Genomic DNA, 19,950 nt, shown 5'->3' with positions numbered 1-19,950 from the left:
AGGCTGCCTCCTAGCCCACCCACTTCTCATAGTCGGACACGAGCAGGTGCAGCGGCGCTACATCCTCGTTGATGTCCGCGAAGCGGCCGATCGGTTCGCGGAAGACATTATCGGTGAGATCGTCGTTGACGGTCGACACCTCGCCGATCAGCACATCCTTGCCCTCGGCCCAGAACGCATGCCAGACGCCTGGCAAAAGCGTGACGCTCTCGCCCGGATCGAGCTTCAGCAGCCCGCCCGCCGGCAGCCTGTGGATGGTTCCGTCGACAGGCACCGACACCTCGGCCTTCGGATCGATGCCGCCATCGCGATCGTGCATGAACAGTTCCAGCACCAGCTTGCCGCCACCACGGTTGATGATGTCCTCGGCCTTGATATTGTGGCGATGCATTGGCGACAGCTGATCCTTGCGCGAGATCATGATCTTTTCGGCATAGAGCATGCCCATGCCCTTCTTCATGTCCTCGTAGCGACCGTTGCGAACGGTGAACAGGAAGAGGCCGAGCTCGTCGAACTTGCCCTGGCCGTAGTCGGTGATGTCCCAGCCGAGCCGGGAGGAGAAGATGGCCGACGAATCCTGCCGGCGAGCCTTCATCTCTTCCGGCGACCAATAGGCGAAGGGCGGCATGATGTAGCCGAACGAACGGATGAAGGCATCGGCGTCGCGGATGATGTCGTTGATAGCGGAGCGTTTCATGGTCGTGGTTCCTTCCAGTCGGCCTAGGCGATCTCCAAACCGAATAGCCGAACGCCGGTACGGTGTCGACGTAAACTGCATGAGCTGGCCTCATGACATCCGGTCCGATCAAGGTCATAACGGCAACCAGTTTCCTGATGGTGGCATTCCATGCTGAGCATAGACGAACTCGATACGCCGGCGATCCTGATCGACGTCGACCGCGCCGAAGCCAACATCGCGCGGGCGCAGGCCCACGCCGACCGCCAAGGGCTGAAGCTCAGGCCGCACATCAAGACCCACAAACTGCCTTACTGGGCAAAGAAGCAGATCGCAGCGGGTGCGGTCGGTATCACCTGCCAAAAGATCGGTGAAGCCGAGGTGATGGCCGATGCTGGGCTCACCGACATTTTTCTGCCTTACAACATTCTGGGCAGGGCCAAGCTGGAGCGCCTCAAGGCGCTGCACGACCGCGTGACGCTGTCGGTGACGTCAGACAGCATGGAGACGTTTGCGGGTCTCGCCGCCACCTTCACCGATCCAGGCCGGCCGCTACAGGTGCTGGTGGAGTGCGATACCGGCATGGGCCGCTGCGGCGTCCAGTCGGCCAGCGAGGCTGTCGCGCTGGCCAGGGAGATCGACAAGGCCAGGGGGCTCGCCTTCGGCGGGCTGATGACCTATCCGGCGGCAGGCCGCGCCGCCGAGGCCGAGACTTGGCTCGCCGATGCGCGCCAGGCGCTCGCCGCATCCGGCCTCGCCTGCGAACGCATCTCCAGCGGCGGCACGCCGGATTTGTGGCGCGCAAGCGAGGCTTCCGTCGTCACCGAGTACCGCCCTGGCACCTACATCTATCTCGACCGCTACCAGGTCGCCAAGGGCGTCGGCAGCCTCGACGATTGCGCGCTGACGGTGCTGTCGACGGTGGTCAGCCATCCGACGCCGACACGGGCCATCCTCGATGCCGGCAGCAAGGCCTTGTCCAGCGATACGCTGGGGCTGCCCGATTTCGGCGAATTGCTGGGTACTCCCGGCGCCACCGTCACCAGCCTCAGTGAGGAGCACGGCAACGTCACGCTTTCCGGCGACGCCAGGCTGCGTATCGGCGAGCGCGTGCGCATCGTGCCCGACCATTGCTGCGTCGTCACCAATCTGTTCGACGAAGTTCACTTGATCGCCGGAGAACAGGTGCTGGAGACGCTGCCGGTGGCGGCGCGCGGCCGCATGGGATGAGAAGCGGTCCGCGGAGCGGACGGAAAGCCAATTGCTTGGCTTTCGAGCTTTGACCCCCTGAGCCTGCGAGGGGCAAAGCTGAAGTGAGTCAGGCTGATTGCCGTTCGGCCTGCCGTGCCGCGACGCGGCGCATGGCAATGACCCGGCGACGCAGGATTTCCGTGCGCATCGCCATCAGATGCAGCGCGAAGAACAGCACGGTAAAGCCCAAAGCCATCACCAGCAACGGCCGCAACAGGCTGGGATCGATGGTCGGCCCCCCGAGCCGGATCACCGAAGCCGGCTGATGCAGCGTGTTCCACCAGTCGACGGAGAATTTGATGATCGGGATGTTGATGAATCCAACCAGGGTGATGACTGCAGCGGCCCAGGCGGCGCGCGCGGCATCATCGAGGGCCCGCGTCAGCGCAATGATGCCGAGATACATCAGGAACAGCACGAACACCGAGGTCAGCCGCGCATCCCACACCCACCAGGTGCCCCACATCGGCTTGCCCCAGATCGAACCGGTGATCAGCGCGAGCGCTGTAAAGACGGCGCCGATGGGTGCCGCCGATTTGAGCGCGACGTCGGCCAGCGGATGGCGCCACACCAGCGTGCCCAACGCGGAAACCGCCATCAGCGTGAAACACATCATGGCCAGCCAGGCGAAGGGCACATGGATGTACATGATACGTACGGTGATGCCTTGCTGGAAATCCTCCGGCGCCGTGAAGCTCATGTAGAGCCCGGCGGCCAGGAGGAGTGTGGCGATGGTTGCCAGCCACGGCACCACCTTGTCGGCCAACCCGACAAACCGCGTCGGGTTGGCGAAATCCATCCAGCCGCTGAGGCGCGAAGTCATGTCACTCATGCAGCTTTACATAAACCGGTGACAGGCTTGGGGCAACTACAGCACCGTGTCGCAGGCGGGGTCTTGCCTTCTCCCCCCGTGGGAGAAGGTGGCCGAGCGAAGCTCGGTCCGATCAGGGGTGCTGGCCTGAGGGAGGCCGGCGCCAAGCTGGAGCACCCCTCATCCGTCGCCTTCGGCGACACGTTCTCCCACAAGGGGAGAAGGGAAGAACTCAGGCGGCCGCGTCCGTGATGGTTCGGCTGAGGCGGCGGACTTCCTCGTCGTTGAGCAGGCCGCCGGCGCGCAGCAGGCTGGCGAAGCGGCCATTGCGCATCGACAATTCTGCAAAGCCACCCATTTCGACCACCTTGCCCTTGTCCATGAAGACGACCAGATCGGCATCGCGAACAGTGGTCAGGCGGTGCGCGATGATGAAGGTGGTGCGGCCGCGCCGCAATTCGTCGATCGCTTCCTTGACGCGGTCTTCCGTCTCGACGTCAAGCGCGCTGGTCGCTTCGTCGAGCACCAGGATGGGTGAATCCTTCAGCACGGCGCGCGCGATTGCGATACGCTGGCGCTCGCCGCCCGAAAGCTGTCCACCGCGTTCGCCGACGACCGTATCGTAGCCGTTGCTCTTCGACAGGATGAAATCCTGCGCGGCAGCGGCGTTCGCGGCGGCGTGGACCTCATCATAGGTCGCCTCGGCGCGCCCGACGCGGATATTGTCCTCGATCGAGCGGTTGAGCAGGCCCGCATCCTGGAACACGGTGGCGATCGAGTGGCGCAGCGACTTGCGGGTCACCGTGCGGGTATCGATGCCATCGATCAGGATCCGGCCGCTGGACGGCGAAAAGACCCGCTGCAGGAGATTGATCAGCGTGGTCTTGCCTGCGCCGGTCGGGCCGACGATGGCCACGGTCTGGCCGGCATGGACCTCGAACGACACGTCGTTCACGCCCTGCCCCGAATTGGCGAATTCGAAGTTGACGTTTTCGAAACGCACATGACCAGTGACGTTGACCAGGTCACGCAACCCGTCCGGCTCGGCGGCCTCGGCCGCGGAGTCCTCAAGGCGATAAAATTCCTCGAGCTTGGCCCTGGCTTCCGAAATCTGGTTGGCGAAGGCCGACATCTGGTCGAGCCGGGCGATCAGCAGCGTGGCAAAGCCGGTAAACGCGATGACGTCACCGATCCGCAATTGGCCATGCATGACCAGATAGGAGCCGATCAACAGCACGACCATCATCGAAATGGTCGACGACAGACGGTGCAGGGCGTTGGCCAACGCCCACCAGTCGAGCACCGGATACTGGGCATCAAGCAGGTTCTTGACATAGCGCTTCAAGGCGTCGGTCTCGTGGCCGATGCGATTGTAGCTCTGCAGCACGGCGACATTGCTGACCGAGTCGCTCACATGCGCGAACACCTGGTGAAAATGCCGCTCCACGGACGCCTGGCCTTCCCTGGTGCGACGCATCACCAGCCGGCCAATTCCGACGTAGAGCGCGCCCAGCGCCAGCAGGACCATCGACATGCGAATGTCCATGCTGAGCGCCGTCGGCACCAGCAGAACCAGCGCGACAACCGTGGACAAATGCTGCCTCATGAACTCGAGCCAGAGGCTGAACAAGGTCTCGACCGCGCGCAGCAGCGTATGCAGGGAATTGGAGGTGCCGCGCTGATGATGCCAGGCAAGCGGCATGGTGATTACGCGCTCGAATGATTGGCAAAGAACCTCGCTGCGCCGCGCATGGGCAAAACGGTCCGCGCCGCGCGCCACCAGAACGAAGGCGATGACGTTGAAGACGCCGATACCGGCCCATAGTCCGAGCGTCGAAAAGACCGAGCCGCTATCGGAAATGGCATCGATCACCCGTCCGAACATGATCGGCTCAAGGATGGCGATAATCGCAAGCGCGACATTCGCCCCACAGATAAACGCGACGCGTTTTCTGTCGGCAGCGAGATAACCGAGCGCTCTCCAGTAGATTTGCAGAAGGGACACTTCAGCTACTCCGGCAAATTGTTATTGTGCACTGCATCATTTTCTGACTCGTACTCGTTGACGTGTCGCGAAACAATGCCCTCGTACCCCTTCAGTTCCCAATTCGCGAACAAAAGATGGCGACGCTGCGAAATCTGTCGTGATCACCTAACGGTTTGAGAAAAAAGGTAAAATGTCAGCCTTGCGGCAAAATCGTGGCAGGCCGGAAGCACTGCCGAAATTTTAATCAGCAACTTGGCATGTACGAATCCCAAAAGCCTGCATCGGCTTTTGGGACATCTCATGCGCAATAGAATTGCTCGAGCAACTTTAAATAACGCACATCCTCAAGATGTACAAAGACGCTCCAAATCCTTGAAGCTACGCCGGTATCCTGACGACCAGATCGGCCTTGTCGCCGGCTTTCGGTTCGAAAGACGAAGCCTTCGTCTTTTTACCATTTACCTCGAGCGAGACGGCTTTGGCCTTCTTGTCACGGACAACCTGAACCCTGAGCTCGGCCCCCAGCACCTTGAGCGTTGCCGCATAGCCATCCCAATGGCTGGGCAGTTTCGGCCTGAACTGGATGCGCTCGCCCCTGCGCTCGATGCCGAGGATGCCTTCGACCGCCGCGCGATAAAGCCACCCGGCCGAGCCGGTATACCAGGTCCAGCCGCCGCGGCCGCCCTTGCCTTGCCCGGCGTAGACGTCCGCCGCGACGACGTAAGGCTCGACGCGGTAGTGCTCGGCAGCGGCCTCGTCGAGCGCATGGTTGGCCGGGTTGAGCATCGAGAAGCAGCGGTAGGCGTCGTCGACGCGCCCCATTTCGGCGAGCGCAATGACGAACCATGTCGCTGCGTGGGTGTACTGGCCGCCGTTTTCACGGACACCCGGCGGGTAGCTCTTGATGTAGCCTGGGTTCTGTTCCGTCCTGGAAAAGGGAGGGGTGAAAAGCTTTACGATGTTGAGCTCGTCGTCGACGAGCATTTTCATCGCCTGCTGCATCGCCATCGTCGATCGCGCCGGATCGCCCTCGCCCGACAGCACGCTCCACGACTGGGCAATCGAGTCGATCTTGCATTCCTGCGAGCTGCGCGACCCCAGCGGCGTGCCGTCGTCGAAGCTGCCGCGACGGTACCATTCACCGTCCCAGGCCGTGCTTTCCAGCGCCCGCTTCAGCACGCCGGCGTGTTTTGTCCAGGCTTGCGCATGCTTGGCGTCGCCTTCCGCCTTGGCGACAGCTGCAAAGTCGCCCAGCGTTTTCAGCAGGAACCAACCCAGCCAGACGCTCTCGCCCTTACCGTGCTCGCCGACACGGTTCATGCCGTCGTTCCAGTCACCGCCGAGGATCAGCGGCAGTCCGGCGGGGCTGCTGCGCTTGATGGCAAGGTCAAGTGCGCGCGCACAATGATCATAGAGTGAAGCGGTCTTCTTCGATATCTCCGGCGTGAAAAAGGCGTCGTGCTCACCTTCTTCCAGCGACGGCCCTTCGATGAAGGGCAATTGTTCCCTGAGGATCGCGGTATCGCCGGTCACCAGCAAGTAGTGTGCCGTGGCGTGGGCGAGCCAGACCACGTCGTCGGAAATCATGGTGCGGACGCCTGCCTCGGTTCGCGGCAGCCACCAATGCTGCACGTCGCCTTCGGGGAATTGCCGCCGCGCCGCGTTGAGGATCTGGTCGCGCGCCAGTTTCGGATCATGGAGAAGCAGGGCCAGCGTGTCCTGCAACTGGTCGCGGAAGCCAAAGGCGCCGCTCGCCTGGTAAAACGCCGAGCGGGCGCGGATGCGGCAGGCAAGGCTCTGATAGGGCAGCCAGTGGTTGACCATCGCGTTGAGCGCCCTGTCCGGCGTCTCGACCTGGATGGTGTCGAGAAACCCTCGCCAGGTGTGTTCATTGTCAGTCAGCCGCTGATCGAAATCCTTGCTGCAGTGATGCTGGACCAGCGCGCTGACTTCCTCGGCAGAGGCTGCATCGCCGAGCAGCCAGAGCAGCGTCACGTCGCCGCCGGCAGGGATGTCGACGTCGCGTGCAATTGCCGCACAAGGATCGTCGCCCGCCTCGACGCGGCCCGACAGGCTTGCGCCGCTGAGCACGGCTTGCGGGAGTTCGCTGGTGCCGTGGCGGCCAATGAACTCGCCGCGGTCGGCCGTCACCGAGTGTGCTGCGCCGTCGGCGGCCAGGAAGGCGACCCGATCGCTGAAATCGAGCCCGTAGGGATTTTGCGCCAGCAGCGCGCCCGTCGCGGCATCCCTGGACGGAACGATGGTCGCCGCCGTGCGCGAACGATGGCTGCCAAGAACCCATTCCGCATAGGCATAGACGCGCAGTCGCGCCGGCGCCGAACCGGAATTCTGGATGCGCAACCTGGAGATTTTCACCGGATCGACGGAATCCACCACATGGGTAAGGTCCATCGACAGAGGCCCGCGCTTCGAACGGAAGGTCGAAAACCCCTGCCCGTGCCATGTTTCGTAGGTCATGGCGGGATCGCGGACGACGGCGGCCAGCGGCGAGAACGCCCGGCCGCTGGCATGATCGTAGATATAGATGCCCTCGCCTGGCCGGTTGGTGACCGGGTCGTTCGCCCACGGCGTCAGTTGATAGTCGCGGCTGTTTCGGCTCCAGCTGAAGGCAGCGCCTTCAGCCGAAACGTGGAAACCGAACGAGGCGTTGGAGACGACGTTGATCCAGGGCTGCGGCGTCGTGCGCCGGCCAGCAAGGCGCACGACATAGTGGCGTCCGTCGCCCTCGAAACCGCCAAAACCGTTCCACTGGTTGAGCCCGCTGCCGTCGGCACTGCCGTCGAACGAGGCTTGGGCCCACGTCTGTGGCGCCGGCGGAGACGGTTCACGAAGCGCTGCTGCACCCGCCGGCTGCAAGGCGTCCCGCGCTTGCAGCGCAGCGGCCTCGGCGCGCTCGATCTGATCGAAGATGGTGCCGTTGCGCGTGTGCAGAACGACGCGAGCAGTGGCCAGCAGCGTCTTGTAGGTCGCCTCGTCCATGAGGTCGCGGCGCACCGCGAAGATGTGCTGGCGGGGTCCTAGCTCCTTGCCGCGCAGGCGGCTGTTTTCGCACAGCGTCTCGACCGCCCGTTGCAGGTCCTGCACGTAGGACGAAGCCTGCTCGTTGATGACGACAAAGTCGATCATCATGCCTCGGGCGCGCATGTATTCCTGGAAGCGGAGCGCCTGGGCAACGATTTCGAGATCGGCGACATCGCCGATCCTGACCAGGAAAATCGGAAAGTCGCCGGATATGCTGGTCGGCCATAGGCCCGATTGCCTACCGAGCCCGGAAGCGATCGATTCGGCCGGAAGCCGCAGGAACGGATCCGGATAGATCAGGTAGCGCGCCAGATTCTGCACATTGGCGGCATCGGCAAGGCTGAGACCGAGATGCCGGGTCTGCACCTGTGAGCGGGTCCAGGCGAGCATCGCCTGGCGCGCGAAGGCTTCCGGATGATCAAGCCGCGCAATGGCTTCTTCGAGTTCGGCACGGTTGGCGCCGACGGCAGTCCAGAAGGTCAGCGCTATCTTCTTGTTGGCCGGCACGCGCACCTGTCGGCGAAGTGCCGCGACCGGATCCAGCGTGAAGCCGGAATGGCCGCCAAGCTTGGCGCCGGGATCGAAGGCGGCGGCCTCGGTAATGGTGCGGCCGCGGCCTATGAAGGCGCGCCGGTCGGTTTCGGCCTCGGCGTCGCGCGTCGACCCAGACGGGTCGGTGACGAAATGCACCATGGCGACATCAGGCTCGTCCGTTTCCCGCTTACGTCTGGTGGCGAAGATCGCTGCGTTATTCGCAGCGATTTCGGTTTCCACGAACATTTTCGAGAACGCCGGATGCGCGTTGTCGGATGCTTCGGAGCCCAGCACCAGTTCAGCGAACGAGGTCACTTCGATATGCCGGTCGACCGGGCCGTCATTGTAGAGCGTCACCCGCCGGCCTTCGCCATTTCCTTCCGAAATGACGATGCATTCGACCTCCGAACGCAGTGATCCCACTGACTTGACGAAGCTCGCCTTGTCGTCGGAGAACAGCGTCCGCACCTCTTCGTGGGTGGCACGCTTCGGCTCGGCGGTGGCCGACCACCAGTCGCCGGTGCCGGAGTCGCGCAGGAAGATGTAGGAGCCAAGCCGATCTTCGGTCGGGTCCGGCTGCCAGCGCGTGACGGCAAGCTCGCCCCAGCGACTATAGCCGGAGCCGGTCGCGGTAACCATGACCGAGTAGCGGCCATTGGACATGACGCTGGTCGAACGCAGCGCCTTGAGCGGGTTGAGCACGATGCGCGTATCGGGGCTTTCGGCTTCCGTTTCGTCCTTCGACCGTTCGTCGGCCTCTGTCCTGACGGTGGCGGTCGGGATGTCGCGCGGCGCTCTTTCCTGCAGCAGCAACTCGGCCGACTCGATCACCGGATCGCTGTGGAAGCGGTCGCGCAGGCGTCCTTCGAAGATGGCGTCGGCGACGGCGGCGATCGACATGCCGGAATGGTGGGCCATGTAGTTCAGCACGACGACATGGTCGGTGCCCTCCGGCACGCGTTGCGGCGTGAAATCGACCGCATCGTAGAAGCCGTGCCGGCCAAGGGCGCCGAGTCGCCGCAGCCTGGCCAGGTTCTGCACCGATTCACGCGGGGTGAACTGCGCCGCCAGCACGGTCGCATAAGGGGCAATCACCGTGTTCTGGCCGAGACCTCGCTTCAGGCCCAGCCCGGGCACGCCGAAATTGGTGTACTGGTAGGTCAGTTCGCGATCGCGGGCGTTGTAGGCCGCTTCCGAAATCCCCCAGGGCACGTCCTTCGAGCGGCCGTACTGGATCTGGCGCTTGATGATGAGCTTGCTGGTCTGGTTGAGGATGCTGCCTTGCGGCTCCTTCATCACCAGCGGCGGCATCAAATACTCGAACATCGAGCCGGACCAGGACATTAGCGCGCCCTTGAACCCGATCTCGACGATCGGCCGGCCGAGGTGGAACCAGTGCTCTGTCGGCAGATCGCCCTTGGCTATGGCGAACAGGCTGGTCAGCCGCGCCTCGGAAGCCAGCAGGTCGTAGCAGCTTTCGTCGAGCTGATGCTCCTCGACCCGGTAGCCGATCGACAGAAGCTTGCGTTCCTTGCGCATGAGGAAGGAGAAATCCATCTCGAAGGCAAAGCGGCGCGTACGCTCGCGCAACGACAGAAGCTTGGCCCGCAGCGCCTCGACGGCAGTGTCGTCGCTATGCGCGTCATGGACATGCGCTTCGCAGGTGGCTTCCAGTCTCGCCGCCCAGTCGGCGATGGTGTCGCTCTGCGTCGATGCGGCCTCAGTATGGATGGCGATGGCGAGCTTGCGGATCTCGCCGGCCAGAACGGCCAGGTTGATGGTGCGGATCGACGCCATCTCGGGCTGTGCCTTGATCGATTCGACCGCGCGTCGCATGCCATCGAGGCGATCGGCAAGTCGCTGGCGCAACGGCCGCAACTGACGGCGGTCGTCAGGCAACTCCGCCAGGCTTTCGTCGAGGATCGTCACCGTATCGAGGATACCCTCGAAGTCGCCCTGAAGGTGGACTGCAGGCGCTTCCGCCCATTCGGCACAGGCTGCCGCCACCGCCACCAGATGGCCGGCGAGATTGCCGCTATCGACGGCGGAAATGTACAGCGGATAGAGCGGCTTCAGCGTCGTCGTGTCATACCAGTTGAAGAGATGGCCGCGCTCACGCGGCATGCTCTCGATAGTCGACATCGTCGCGTCGATGCGGGTGGTGGCGTCGGACAGGCTGATCCAGCCGAAATCGCGCGCCGAAACAACTGACAGGAGATAGACGCCGATATTGGTCGGCGAGGTGCGGGGGGCCACGACAGGCGCCGGGCTTTCCTGGAAATTATCGGGCGGCAGATTGTGATGCTCGGCCGTCACGAAGGTCTCGAAATAATGCCATGTGCGCCGCGCAATCGTGCGCAGCACATGGATGTCCGCCGCCGATATGCGCAAACGGTCCTCGGTTTCGGCCGAGCGGCTGATAAAGAAGGCGAAGGCCGGCGAGCCGATCCAGAACAGCGCGAAGAAGAAGGCGACGAAAGCTCCGGTGGAATCGGCCACAACAGGGATGGCGAGGCCGACGACGCCGACGATCACAGCGCCGTACATCATGCCGTAATAGGAGCCGAGATCGTTGTCGCCGATCTTGTGAGCCTGCGAGGCAGTGCGCCATTCGAGCATGTTCTTCCGGCTAACGAACAGGCGGTAGAGCGTGCGAATGATGGCATCGCCCATCATCCAGGCCAGATGCGCCATCAGCACGATCTTCAGAGCCACCAAGGCGGTGCCGAAGACGACGTCGCGCGCCAGCGCCGAGAAATGACCGCGCGGCGTCTGGTCGCCGCTTTTCGGCAGGATGGCGTGGACGATGTCGAATGTGGGCGCCATGAAAAGTGTGAGGATCAGCAGCGCCTGCCATTGCGCGGCCTGGGTGAAGGGCAGCAGCGTCCAGCCGGCGATCGCAGCCATCACCCAGAAGATCGGCGTGAGCGACCGGCGCAGATTGTCGACCATCTTCCAGCGCGACAGCGCCGGCACGCCGGAACGCGGATTGAGAATGAAGCCCAGAAGCTGCCAGTCGCCGCGCGCCCAGCGATGGTGGCGCGACGCGTCGACCGAATAGCGGGTCGGATAGTCCTCGACCAGTTCGACGTCGGTGACCAGTGCCGCGCGCGCCAACGCGCCTTCGAGCAGATCGTGGCTGAGGACGGTGTTTTCTTCGATGCGGCCCTTCAGCGCCGCCTCGAAGGAGTCGACGTGATAGAGCCCCTTGCCGGTGAAGGAGCCGTCGCCGAAGACGTCCTGGTAGATGTCCGAGACGGCAAATACGTAGGGATCGAGGCCGCGATTGGCAGAAAAGACCCGCTGGAAGAAGGATGCGTCGTCGCCGCTGGTCAGCGACGCGGTGATGCGCGGCTGCAGGATGGTATAGCCGGCGGTGACGACGCGCTTTGCCGCATCGTAATGCGGGCGGTTGAGCGGATGGCAAAGCTTTCCAGCCAAACTGGCGACGGCATCGCGGGTGGTGCGCGTATCGGCATCCAGCGTCATCACATGGATGACGTTTTCCGGCAACGGCACGTCCAGCGGCAGAAAGGTGGTGTCGCTGTCGCCACGCAGCAGAAGATTCAGTTCGTGGAGCTTGCCGCGCTTGCGTTCCCAGCCCATCCAGGCGCCCTGGGATTCATTGTAGAGCCGCCGGCGGTGCAGGACGTAGAAACGCGGCGCGCCTTCGCTGGGATAGCGGGCGTTCAGCCGCGCGATCTCGTCGCGAGCATATTGGAGGATCTCGATATCCGCCGCATCGATTTCGGTTTTGCTGTCCGGCCAGTCCGAAAGCAGAGCGAAATGGATTTCGTCCGCCGTGTTGGCCAGGTGGTGCACTTCGATGTTGCGGATGTTCTCCTCGACGTCGTCGCGCGAGCCGATCAGCGACGGCACCACCACCAGCGTGCGCGCCTCGGGCGGCATGCCGCGTTTATAGTCGTAGCCGACGAGGCGCGTCGGCTTCAGGAACAACGTTACAACGGTGTTGAAGAAGGCAAGCGCGCCTTCGCTGGCCGGCACGGCAAACAGCGCCAGCATCAGGACGATCGACGGTATGGACAGGCCGAGACTGGCAAGGGCGTTGCCGGAGAGGACAAGAAGCAGGACCGTCAGCGCGAACACCGGCACGACAATGCCCAGCCATCCGGTCTTGCAGAACGCCCGTTTGATCGTGACGCTGACCGTTGGCCGATAGCCGATCGCCTTTTCCAGTTCCAGCCGGCGCGGGCCGACCAGAAAGAACCCGACGTCGGTGTGAGCGTTCGGACCGGTGACGGTGGTATCGGCAACCGCGGCATGGCCGGCGAGTTCGATCGCCTTTTCAGCAACACGGAATTCGGAACGATCGGAGCGGCGCGCCATTTCCTCGATCGCGGTCCGGTACTGGTCGCGCGAGAAGAAATCGAGTGCGGCGAAATCGGTGCGCTCGCGCAGCAAGGTGTCGATGCGGCTGACATCTTCGAACCAAACCGTCCAGTCGATATCGTTGATGAGCCTGAGGCCGCGGATGATGTTGCCGGTGGTTACGTTGCCGCTGGACAACGTGCGATGCTCGCTGATGATGATTTCCTCGGCGTCGGAGCCGGACCTTTCAAGCTCGCCCTCCAGCCATTCCAGCGCCCTGCCGGCATTTTGCGACCCGTCGCGCAGACGGTAGAGCAATTGAGTGGCAAAGGTGGTGTCTTGTGCATGGGCGACGTAGTTCGACAGGATCGCCTGACGGTCGGCGGTTTCATCGAGTGCCAGCACGCGGTCTGCGACCTCGTTGGCAATCTGGCGCATCTGCCGGGTACGACTGACCCGAACCGCGATCCGGCGAAGATTTTCGATCAGAACGAAGCGCAGCAGCGATGGCAGCGCCCAGAGCTCGCCGATCTTCAGCGGCTCGACAGCCTGAAAGCCTTCGACGATCGCCTTGAACATGGTCGCCGAGACCGAACTGTCCGAATGGGCGACATAGGTCCAGGCCAGCGCAAGGGCGCGCGGCACGCTGGCGCCGTCGGACAGTTTCAGGGTCGGCAACTGACGATAGAAGCGGCGTGGCAGGTCGCGCTTGACCTGGAAGATGGTTTCCTCGACCAGATAATTGTTGTCGAGCAGCCATTGCGCCGCCGGTGTGATCGTCTCGCCTCTCGCCTGTGCGGCATTGGTCGAACGGTAGACTTCGAGGATCTTGCTGGCGCTGTCGCGGACGCGTGGCTGGAAATCGAACGGCTCCAGGCCGAACAGATCCTTGACGTCGCCCTTGGCGAGGCTTGCACCCAGCGTGCGCAGGCGTTCTTCCGGCAGGAAATTGGAGCGTATCGGCTCTTCCGTGATGGCCGGAAAGCTCGCGCTCGTCTTTTCCATTTGGGTGGGGTCTGTCTGGATATTCATTGAAAATTCCGCGTGGGGGACGCGTTAGCGGCGTCACCGCCACGGCAATGTCCCTAGAACCGATTGAAATGGAATTGGTTGCATCGAAACAAGGGCCGAAAGTTTATTTTCGCACCAAGGCCCTGCAGACGAACCACCTCCCTCCCGCCGGGAGTTGATCGACGGAAGGATTCAGGCTTTTTCGTGATCTGGGCTTGAGCTTACGGCATATTTCGCTGGTGTTGTGATCATGTTTCGAAACAGGCGTTAATCGTTTGCCGCAACGCGATCGATGCGGATCACGAACAGCGTCGGTGGTCGCGCAGGCTCCAGGCGCTGTGACAGAGCGTCGTCCGGCCCGAGCAACAGCGCGTCGCGCGATCCGATGCGGACAAGCGCCGCGCCGGCCACCGAGATCTCGCCGTCAACACACAGGATGAGGGTCGCATCGGCGGCTGACTGGATGTCCGTCGGGGCTGAAATCACCAGGCGTTCGACGGCATGGGTCATCCGTCCACGCCGTGTCATGACGTTGAGATCGGTGATCGGACCGGCGATCAGCGCCGCTTGCGTCGGCACATCGGCCGGAAACGAAAGCGGGGCGGAAGTTTTGGTCAGCGTAGCTGCCGGGCGGCCGGCCAAATCAAGGATAATCCCCTCGCCTTCCAGCACGGCCAAGCTCCGGTCCACTCCGGCAAATTCGGAGAATGATCCACCGCTTTCGACGCGCGCCATGGAGACGCGCCAGTCGAAATCGTCGAGCGCAGCACCTGCGGGCGAGACGGCGATTTCCGTCGTCACCCCGCCGCCGTTCTTCCACGGCATGGATCGGTATTCGGCTGCCCGGAGGATACGCAAGGCGCGGTTCAGCCGAGGATGCCTGGCAGGTTGAGCTGGTGCTCCCTGGCGCAGTCGATGGCGAGGTCATAGCCGGCATCGGCGTGGCGCATGACGCCGGTTGCGGGGTCATTCCATAGCACCCGCTCCAGGCGTTTGGCCGCTTCGCGTGTGCCGTCGGCAACGATGACCATGCCGGCATGTTGCGAAAAGCCCATGCCGACGCCACCGCCATGATGCAGCGATACCCAGGTTGCGCCGGAGGCGGTGTTGAGCAGCGCATTGAGCAGCGGCCAGTCGGACACGGCGTCCGAGCCGTCCTTCATCGATTCCGTCTCGCGGTTCGGCGAGGCAACCGAGCCTGAATCGAGATGATCGCGGCCGATGACCACCGGCGCCTTGAGCTCGCCTTTCGCCACCATCTCGTTGAAGGCGAGGCCGAGCCGGTGGCGGTCGCCGAGACCAACCCAGCAGATGCGCGCCGGCAGACCCTGGAAGGCGATGCGCTCACGCGCCATGTCGAGCCAGTTGTGCAGGTGGGTGTTGCCGGGCGTCAGCTCGCGCACCTTGGAGTCGGTCTTGTAGATGTCCTCGGCATCGCCGGAGAGGGCTGCCCAGCGAAACGGACCGATCCCGCGACAAAACAGTGGCCGGATATAGGCCGGCACGAAACCCGGGAAGGCAAAGGCATTGTCGAGCCCTTCCTCCTTCGCCACCTGGCGGATGTTGTTGCCATAGTCGAGCGTCGGCACGCCGGCATTCCAGAACGCCACCATCGCCTCGACATGTTCGCGCATCGACGCGCGCGCCGCCTTTTCGACCGCCTTCGGGTCGCTGGTGCGCTTCTCGCGCCATTCGGCGAGCGACCAGCCCTTGGGGAGATAGCCGTTGAGCGGATCATGCGCCGACGTCTGGTCGGTGACCAGGTCGGGGCGCACGCCACGCCGCACCAGTTCCGGCACGATGTCTGCGGTGTTGCCGACCAGGCCGACCGATTTCGCCTCGCCGGCCCTGGTCCAGCGCTCGATCCTTTCCAGCGCCTCGTCGAGCGTGTCGGCGCGTTCGTCGACATAGCGAGTGCGCAGCCGGAAATCGATGCGGTCGGGATCGCATTCGACCGCCAGGCAGCAGGCGCCGGCCATGACCGCGGCCAGCGGCTGGGCGCCGCCCATGCCGCCGAGGCCGCCGGTCAATATCCATTTGCCCCTGAGGTTGCCGTCGTAATGCTGGCGGCCGGCCTCGACGAAGGTCTCGTAGGTGCCCTGCACGATGCCTTGGGTGCCGATGTAGATCCACGAGCCGGCCGTCATCTGGCCGTACATCATCAGGCCCTTCTTATCGAGCTCGTTGAATTTCTCCCATGTGGCCCAGTGCGGCACGAGGTTGGAATTGGCGATCAGCACGCGCGGCGCATCGGTGTGGGTACGAAACACGCCGACCGGCTTGCCCGACTGCACCAGCAGCGTCTCGTCGTCTCCAAGCGTCTTCAGAGAGGCGACGATGCGATCAAAGTCGTTCCAGGTGCGCGCCGCGCGGCCGATGCCGCCATAGACGACCAGTTCGTTGGGGTTTTCGGCGACGTCGGGATCGAGATTGTTCATCAGCATGCGCAACGGCGCTTCAGTCAGCCATGTGCGGGCATTGAGCTCGCTGCCGCGCGGGCTGCGGACTTCGCGGATGTTGTGGCGAGGATCGGTCATGGCGTCACTTTTCCTTTCGAATGAGCTGCGCGGCGATGCGTCAGCGCCCGGCCCAGGCAATCGCGCTTTCCAGGATCCGCTTCAGCGTGGCGCGGATCGGCGCGGCGAATGCCGGGTCGTAAGGCACCGGCCAATTGTCGGGCGTACCTTTGCCCTCGGGCTCGCGCATATAGCCGCGGTTGGACAGTTCCATCTGCAGCGCATGAACGCCGTTTTGCGGCTGGCCGAAATGGCGCGTGATCCAGCCGCCTTTGAAGCGGCCGTTGACGACAAAACTCTCGCCGGTCTCGGCGAGGATCTGGCCGACCATTGCCTGCAAGCCCGGATCGGCGCTTTTGCCGTCATTGGTGCCGAGGTTGAACACCGGCAGAGTGCCTTCGAACAGCCGCGGCAGCATCGAGCGGATCGAATGGCAGTCATAGAGGACGATCTTCCGGTGCACGGCGCGCAGCCTGTCGATCTCGGCCTGCATGGCGGCATGGTAAGGCACAAAGTACTTTTCGCGGCGCTCGTCGACCTCCGAGGCATCAGGCTCTTCCCCGACACGATAGAGCGGATCGCCGTCGAAGGTCTCGGTCGGGCACAGGCCGGTGGTTGCCTGGCCGGGATAGAGTGAGACGCCGGAGGGATCGCGATTGACGTCGATGACGGTGCGCGAGATCGCGGTATGCACCACCGTCGCGCCGAGGTCTTCGGCAAACTCATACAGCTTGTCGATCCACCAGTCGGCGTCGCGGCGGCCGAGCCAAGGCGACACCAGCCGGTTCTCGAGGCCGGCGAGATCGATGCCGGTGTGCGGGATCGAGACCAGCAGGGGGGCGGTGCCGCGCTTTACAGTGAGCCAGGAGGGCACGTTCATGAATGGTCTCCCTGCGCTGGCGCTTTGCGGCGACCTATAGAGGCGCACATCCTCACGACGCGATTCCCGGCAGCGCCACCGCGCCCGCTGCCTTCACGGCAGCGCCGCTGCGCACCATGGCGATGGCCTTTTCCATGTCGGGGTGGAAATGCCGGTCATTGTCGAGATGCGGCACTTCGGCCCTGACCAGCCTGCGTACCGCTTCGAGCGGCGCACTCGATGCCAGCGGCGCATGGAAATCGCAGCCCTGCGTGGCGGCCAGCAATTCGATACCGATGACGGCCGTCGCATTCTCGATCATGCCGATCAGCCGGCGCGCGCCATGTGCCGCCATCGAGACGTGGTCTTCCTGATTGGCCGAGGTCGGGATCGAATCGACACTGGCCGGATAGGCCTTTTGCTTGTTTTCCGAGACGAGTGCCGCCGCCGTCACTTGCGGGATCATGAAGCCGGAATTCAAGCCTGGCTTCGGGGTCAGGAAGGCCGGCATGCCCGACAGCGCCGGATCGACCAGCATGGCGATGCGCCGTTCCGACAGCGAGCCGATCTCGCAGACGGCGAGCGCGATCATGTCGGCGGCGAAGGCGACCGGCTCGGCGTGGAAATTGCCGCCGGAAAGTGCTGTGTCGTCCTCGGCGAAGATCAGCGGATTGTCGGTGACGCCGTTGGCCTCGGTGCCCAGCGTGCCGGCGGCCTGGCGCAGCACGCTGAGCGCTGCACCCATCACCTGCGGCTGGCAGCGCAAGCAGTACGGGTCCTGCACGCGTTCGTCTCCGACCCGGTGCGATTCACGGATGGCACTGCCGGCCATCAGGTTGCGCAGCGCCTCTGCCGTCTCGATCTGGCCAGGATGCCTCCTGAGCAGGTGGATGCGCGGATCGAAGGGGGCGTCGGAACCCTTGGCGGCATCGGTCGAGAGCGCACCGGCGACCAGCGCCGACTGGTAGAGCACTTCGGCGTCGAACAAGGCGGCCAACGCATAGGCGGTCGAGAACTGCGTGCCGTTGAGCAGCGCCAACCCTTCCTTGGCGCCAAGCGTGACCGGCTCCAGCCCGTGCGAGACAAAGGCGACCTTGGCCGGGAACCGGCCATGCGGGGTAAAACATTCGCCGACGCCGATCATCACCGCTGTCATGTGCGACAGTGGCGCAAGGTCGCCGGATGCGCCGACCGAGCCTTGCGCCGGCACCACCGGAATGACGTCGTTGGCGAGCATCGCTTCGAGCAGCTCAATGGTCTGCGGCCGCACGCCGGAGGCGCCCTGCGCCAAGCTGGCCAGCTTCAGTGCCATCATCAGCCGGCAAACAGCGACCGGCATCGGTTCGCCGACGCCGGCGGCATGCGACAGCACGATGTTGCGTTGCAGCGTTTCGAGATCGGCGGCGGGGATACGGACGCTGGCCAATTTGCCGAAACCGGTGTTGATGCCATAGACCGGCTCACCCTTGGCGACGATGCGTGCAACGGCCTCGGCGCTGGCCTTGATCTTTGGCCAGCAGGCCGCGTCCAGCTTCGGCATCGCGCCACGATAGATTTCGCGCCAGTCGGCCAGCGTCGTGTTGCCCGGCTTGAGTTTGAGTTCACTCATTGTCCCCTCCAGATGCGGGCATGCAGCGGGTTGAAGCCCATGCGGTAGACGAGCTCGGCCGGGCGTTCGATGTCCCAGATCGCCAGGTCGGCCGATTTCCCAGCCTCCAGCGTGCCGGTTCGTCCGAGCAGTCCGAGCGCGCGGGCGGCCTCGCGGGTGACACCGGCAAGGCATTCGTCAACAGTCAGACCAAACAAAGTCGCCGCCATGTTCATGGTCAGCAGCAGCGAGGTCAGCGGCGAGGTGCCGGGATTGCAGTCGGTGGCGACCGCCATTCTGACGCCGTGCTGGCGAAATAGGCCGATCGGCGGCTTCTTGATCTCACGGATGAAATAGTATGCGCCGGGCAGGATCGTCGCCACGGTCCCGGCCCTCGCCATCGCCGCCGCACCCGCCTCGTCAGTGTATTCGAGATGGTCGGCCGACAGGGCGCCATAGCGCGCCGCAAGTTCTGCGCCGTGCAGGTTGGACAATTGGTCGGCGTGGAGTTTTACCGGCAGGCCTGCTGCTTTCGCCGCGTCGAACACGCGAGAAATCTGCTCTGGCGAAAAGGCGAGGCCCTCGCAAAAACCATCGACCGCGTCGGCCAGGCCCTCGGCGGTGACGGCCGGCAAAATCTCGTTTGCGACCAGATCGATAAACGCGTCCTTGTCGCCTTTCGCTTCAGGCGGCAGGGCATGCGCGCCGAGGAAGCTCGTTGTTACCGTTACTGGACGGTTTTCGCCCAAGAGCCGCGCGGCGCGCAGCGATTTCTTCTCGTTTTCGAGATCGAGTCCGTAGCCCGACTTGACCTCGATGGTGGTGAGGCCTTCAGCGATCAGCGCCTCGAGGCGCGGCAGCGACTGCGCAACCAATTCCTGCTGGCTGGCAGCGCGCAGCGCCTTGACCGACGAGACGATGCCGCCGCCGGCCCTGGTGACCTCTTCATAGGTGGCGCCGGCCAGCCGCATCTCGAATTCATTGGCGCGATTGCCGGCGTGGATCAGATGAGTATGGCAGTCGATCAGGCCGGGTGTGATCCAGCGGCCTTCGCAATCGACAATCTCGGCGTTCTGGCTGAAGGCTGCCGGCATGTCGGCTTCCTGGCCGGCATAGACGATCAGACCATCGCGCGCGACGATCGCGCCGTCTTCGACGATACCCAGTCCGGCGGCGCTGTCGGCCATGGTCGCCAGTCGCGCATTGCGCCAGAGGCGGATCTCCCCTGCCCGGCTTTTGCTCTCTCCAGCCATCATCTTTTCCGTTTCAATCGGCGGTGGTTATGTATATACATATTGAAACGCACTGCAAGTGGTATCATTGCACGGGACAAAGGGAATCGGAGA

General features: G+C 63.6%; 10 protein-coding genes. 1 reads left to right on the top strand and 9 read right to left on the bottom strand.

Annotated elements, in window-relative coordinates; all coding sequences use genetic code 11:
• Positions 1-10 precede the first annotated feature (10 nt).
• Positions 11-697, bottom strand: coding sequence for a D-lyxose/D-mannose family sugar isomerase (locus AC0L28_RS23515; RefSeq protein WP_128170261.1), 687 nt, complete (start codon positions 695-697; stop codon positions 11-13).
• A gap of 150 nt (positions 698-847) precedes the next feature.
• Between AC0L28_RS23515 and AC0L28_RS23510 the strand changes: the two genes are divergently transcribed.
• Entirely contained in the window at positions 848-1,906 is a 1,059-nt protein-coding gene (locus AC0L28_RS23510; RefSeq protein WP_128170260.1) for a D-TA family PLP-dependent enzyme, read from the top strand.
• 88 nt (positions 1,907-1,994) lie between these two features.
• On the opposite strand, the gene AC0L28_RS23505 is transcribed toward AC0L28_RS23510, so the two are convergent.
• The 8 genes from AC0L28_RS23505 to hutI all read right to left on the bottom strand — a co-directional run bounded on the left by AC0L28_RS23505 (position 1,995) and on the right by hutI (position 19,857).
• Positions 1,995-2,759 (bottom strand): heme ABC transporter permease, encoded by a 765-nt coding sequence (locus tag AC0L28_RS23505; protein WP_023803199.1) that lies wholly within the window; start codon positions 2,757-2,759, stop codon positions 1,995-1,997.
• A 211-nt stretch (positions 2,760-2,970) separates the two neighbouring features.
• Positions 2,971-4,743, bottom strand: a complete 1,773-nt coding sequence (locus tag AC0L28_RS23500) for a glucan ABC transporter ATP-binding protein/ permease (protein WP_128170259.1) — start codon at positions 4,741-4,743, stop codon at positions 2,971-2,973.
• A gap of 360 nt (positions 4,744-5,103) precedes the next feature.
• Positions 5,104-13,662, bottom strand: a complete 8,559-nt coding sequence (locus tag AC0L28_RS23495; RefSeq protein ID WP_473480470.1) for a glycoside hydrolase family 94 protein — start codon at positions 13,660-13,662, stop codon at positions 5,104-5,106.
• Between the two features lie 246 nt (positions 13,663-13,908).
• Complete coding sequence (locus AC0L28_RS23490) at positions 13,909-14,499, bottom strand: HutD/Ves family protein (protein WP_128170257.1); 591 nt, start codon at positions 14,497-14,499, stop codon at positions 13,909-13,911.
• 8 nt (positions 14,500-14,507) lie between these two features.
• Positions 14,508-16,178 (bottom strand): urocanate hydratase, encoded by a 1,671-nt coding sequence (hutU, locus tag AC0L28_RS23485; RefSeq protein WP_128170256.1) that lies wholly within the window; start codon positions 16,176-16,178, stop codon positions 14,508-14,510.
• A 40-nt stretch (positions 16,179-16,218) separates the two neighbouring features.
• A complete protein-coding gene (gene hutG, locus AC0L28_RS23480; protein ID WP_128170255.1) occupies positions 16,219-17,037 on the bottom strand; it encodes an N-formylglutamate deformylase in 819 nt (272 codons plus the stop codon).
• 52 nt (positions 17,038-17,089) lie between these two features.
• The gene (hutH, locus tag AC0L28_RS23475) at positions 17,090-18,625 is read right to left on the bottom strand and encodes a histidine ammonia-lyase (protein WP_036262624.1); all 1,536 of its coding nucleotides are present in this window, start codon (positions 18,623-18,625) and stop codon (positions 17,090-17,092) included.
• A complete protein-coding gene (hutI, locus tag AC0L28_RS23470; protein ID WP_473480467.1) occupies positions 18,622-19,857 on the bottom strand; it encodes an imidazolonepropionase in 1,236 nt (411 codons plus the stop codon). The genes hutH and hutI overlap by 4 nt, the downstream gene beginning before the upstream one ends.
• Positions 19,858-19,950: the final 93 nt, after the last annotated feature.

The organism is Mesorhizobium sp. WSM4847, from assembly GCF_055811335.1.
Note: the sequence above shows the minus strand (reverse complement) of the source record. Positions and strands in the feature narration are given on the sequence as shown.

What these genes read in the sequence shown, in the direction of transcription:
- AC0L28_RS23515 (WP_128170261.1), bottom strand. Translation starts at nt 697, where the DNA reads ATGAAACGCTCCGCTATCAACGACATCATCCGCGACGCCGATGCCTTC.
- AC0L28_RS23510 (WP_128170260.1), top strand. Translation starts at nt 848, where the DNA reads ATGCTGAGCATAGACGAACTCGATACGCCGGCGATCCTGATCGACGTC.
- AC0L28_RS23505 (WP_023803199.1), bottom strand. Translation starts at nt 2,759, where the DNA reads ATGAGTGACATGACTTCGCGCCTCAGCGGCTGGATGGATTTCGCCAAC.
- AC0L28_RS23495 (WP_473480470.1), bottom strand. Translation starts at nt 13,662, where the DNA reads ATGAATATCCAGACAGACCCCACCCAAATGGAAAAGACGAGCGCGAGC.
- hutU (WP_128170256.1), bottom strand. Translation starts at nt 16,178, where the DNA reads ATGACCGATCCTCGCCACAACATCCGCGAAGTCCGCAGCCCGCGCGGC.
- hutG (WP_128170255.1), bottom strand. Translation starts at nt 17,037, where the DNA reads ATGAACGTGCCCTCCTGGCTCACTGTAAAGCGCGGCACCGCCCCCCTG.
- hutH (WP_036262624.1), bottom strand. Translation starts at nt 18,625, where the DNA reads ATGAGTGAACTCAAACTCAAGCCGGGCAACACGACGCTGGCCGACTGG.
- hutI (WP_473480467.1), bottom strand. Translation starts at nt 19,857, where the DNA reads ATGGCTGGAGAGAGCAAAAGCCGGGCAGGGGAGATCCGCCTCTGGCGC.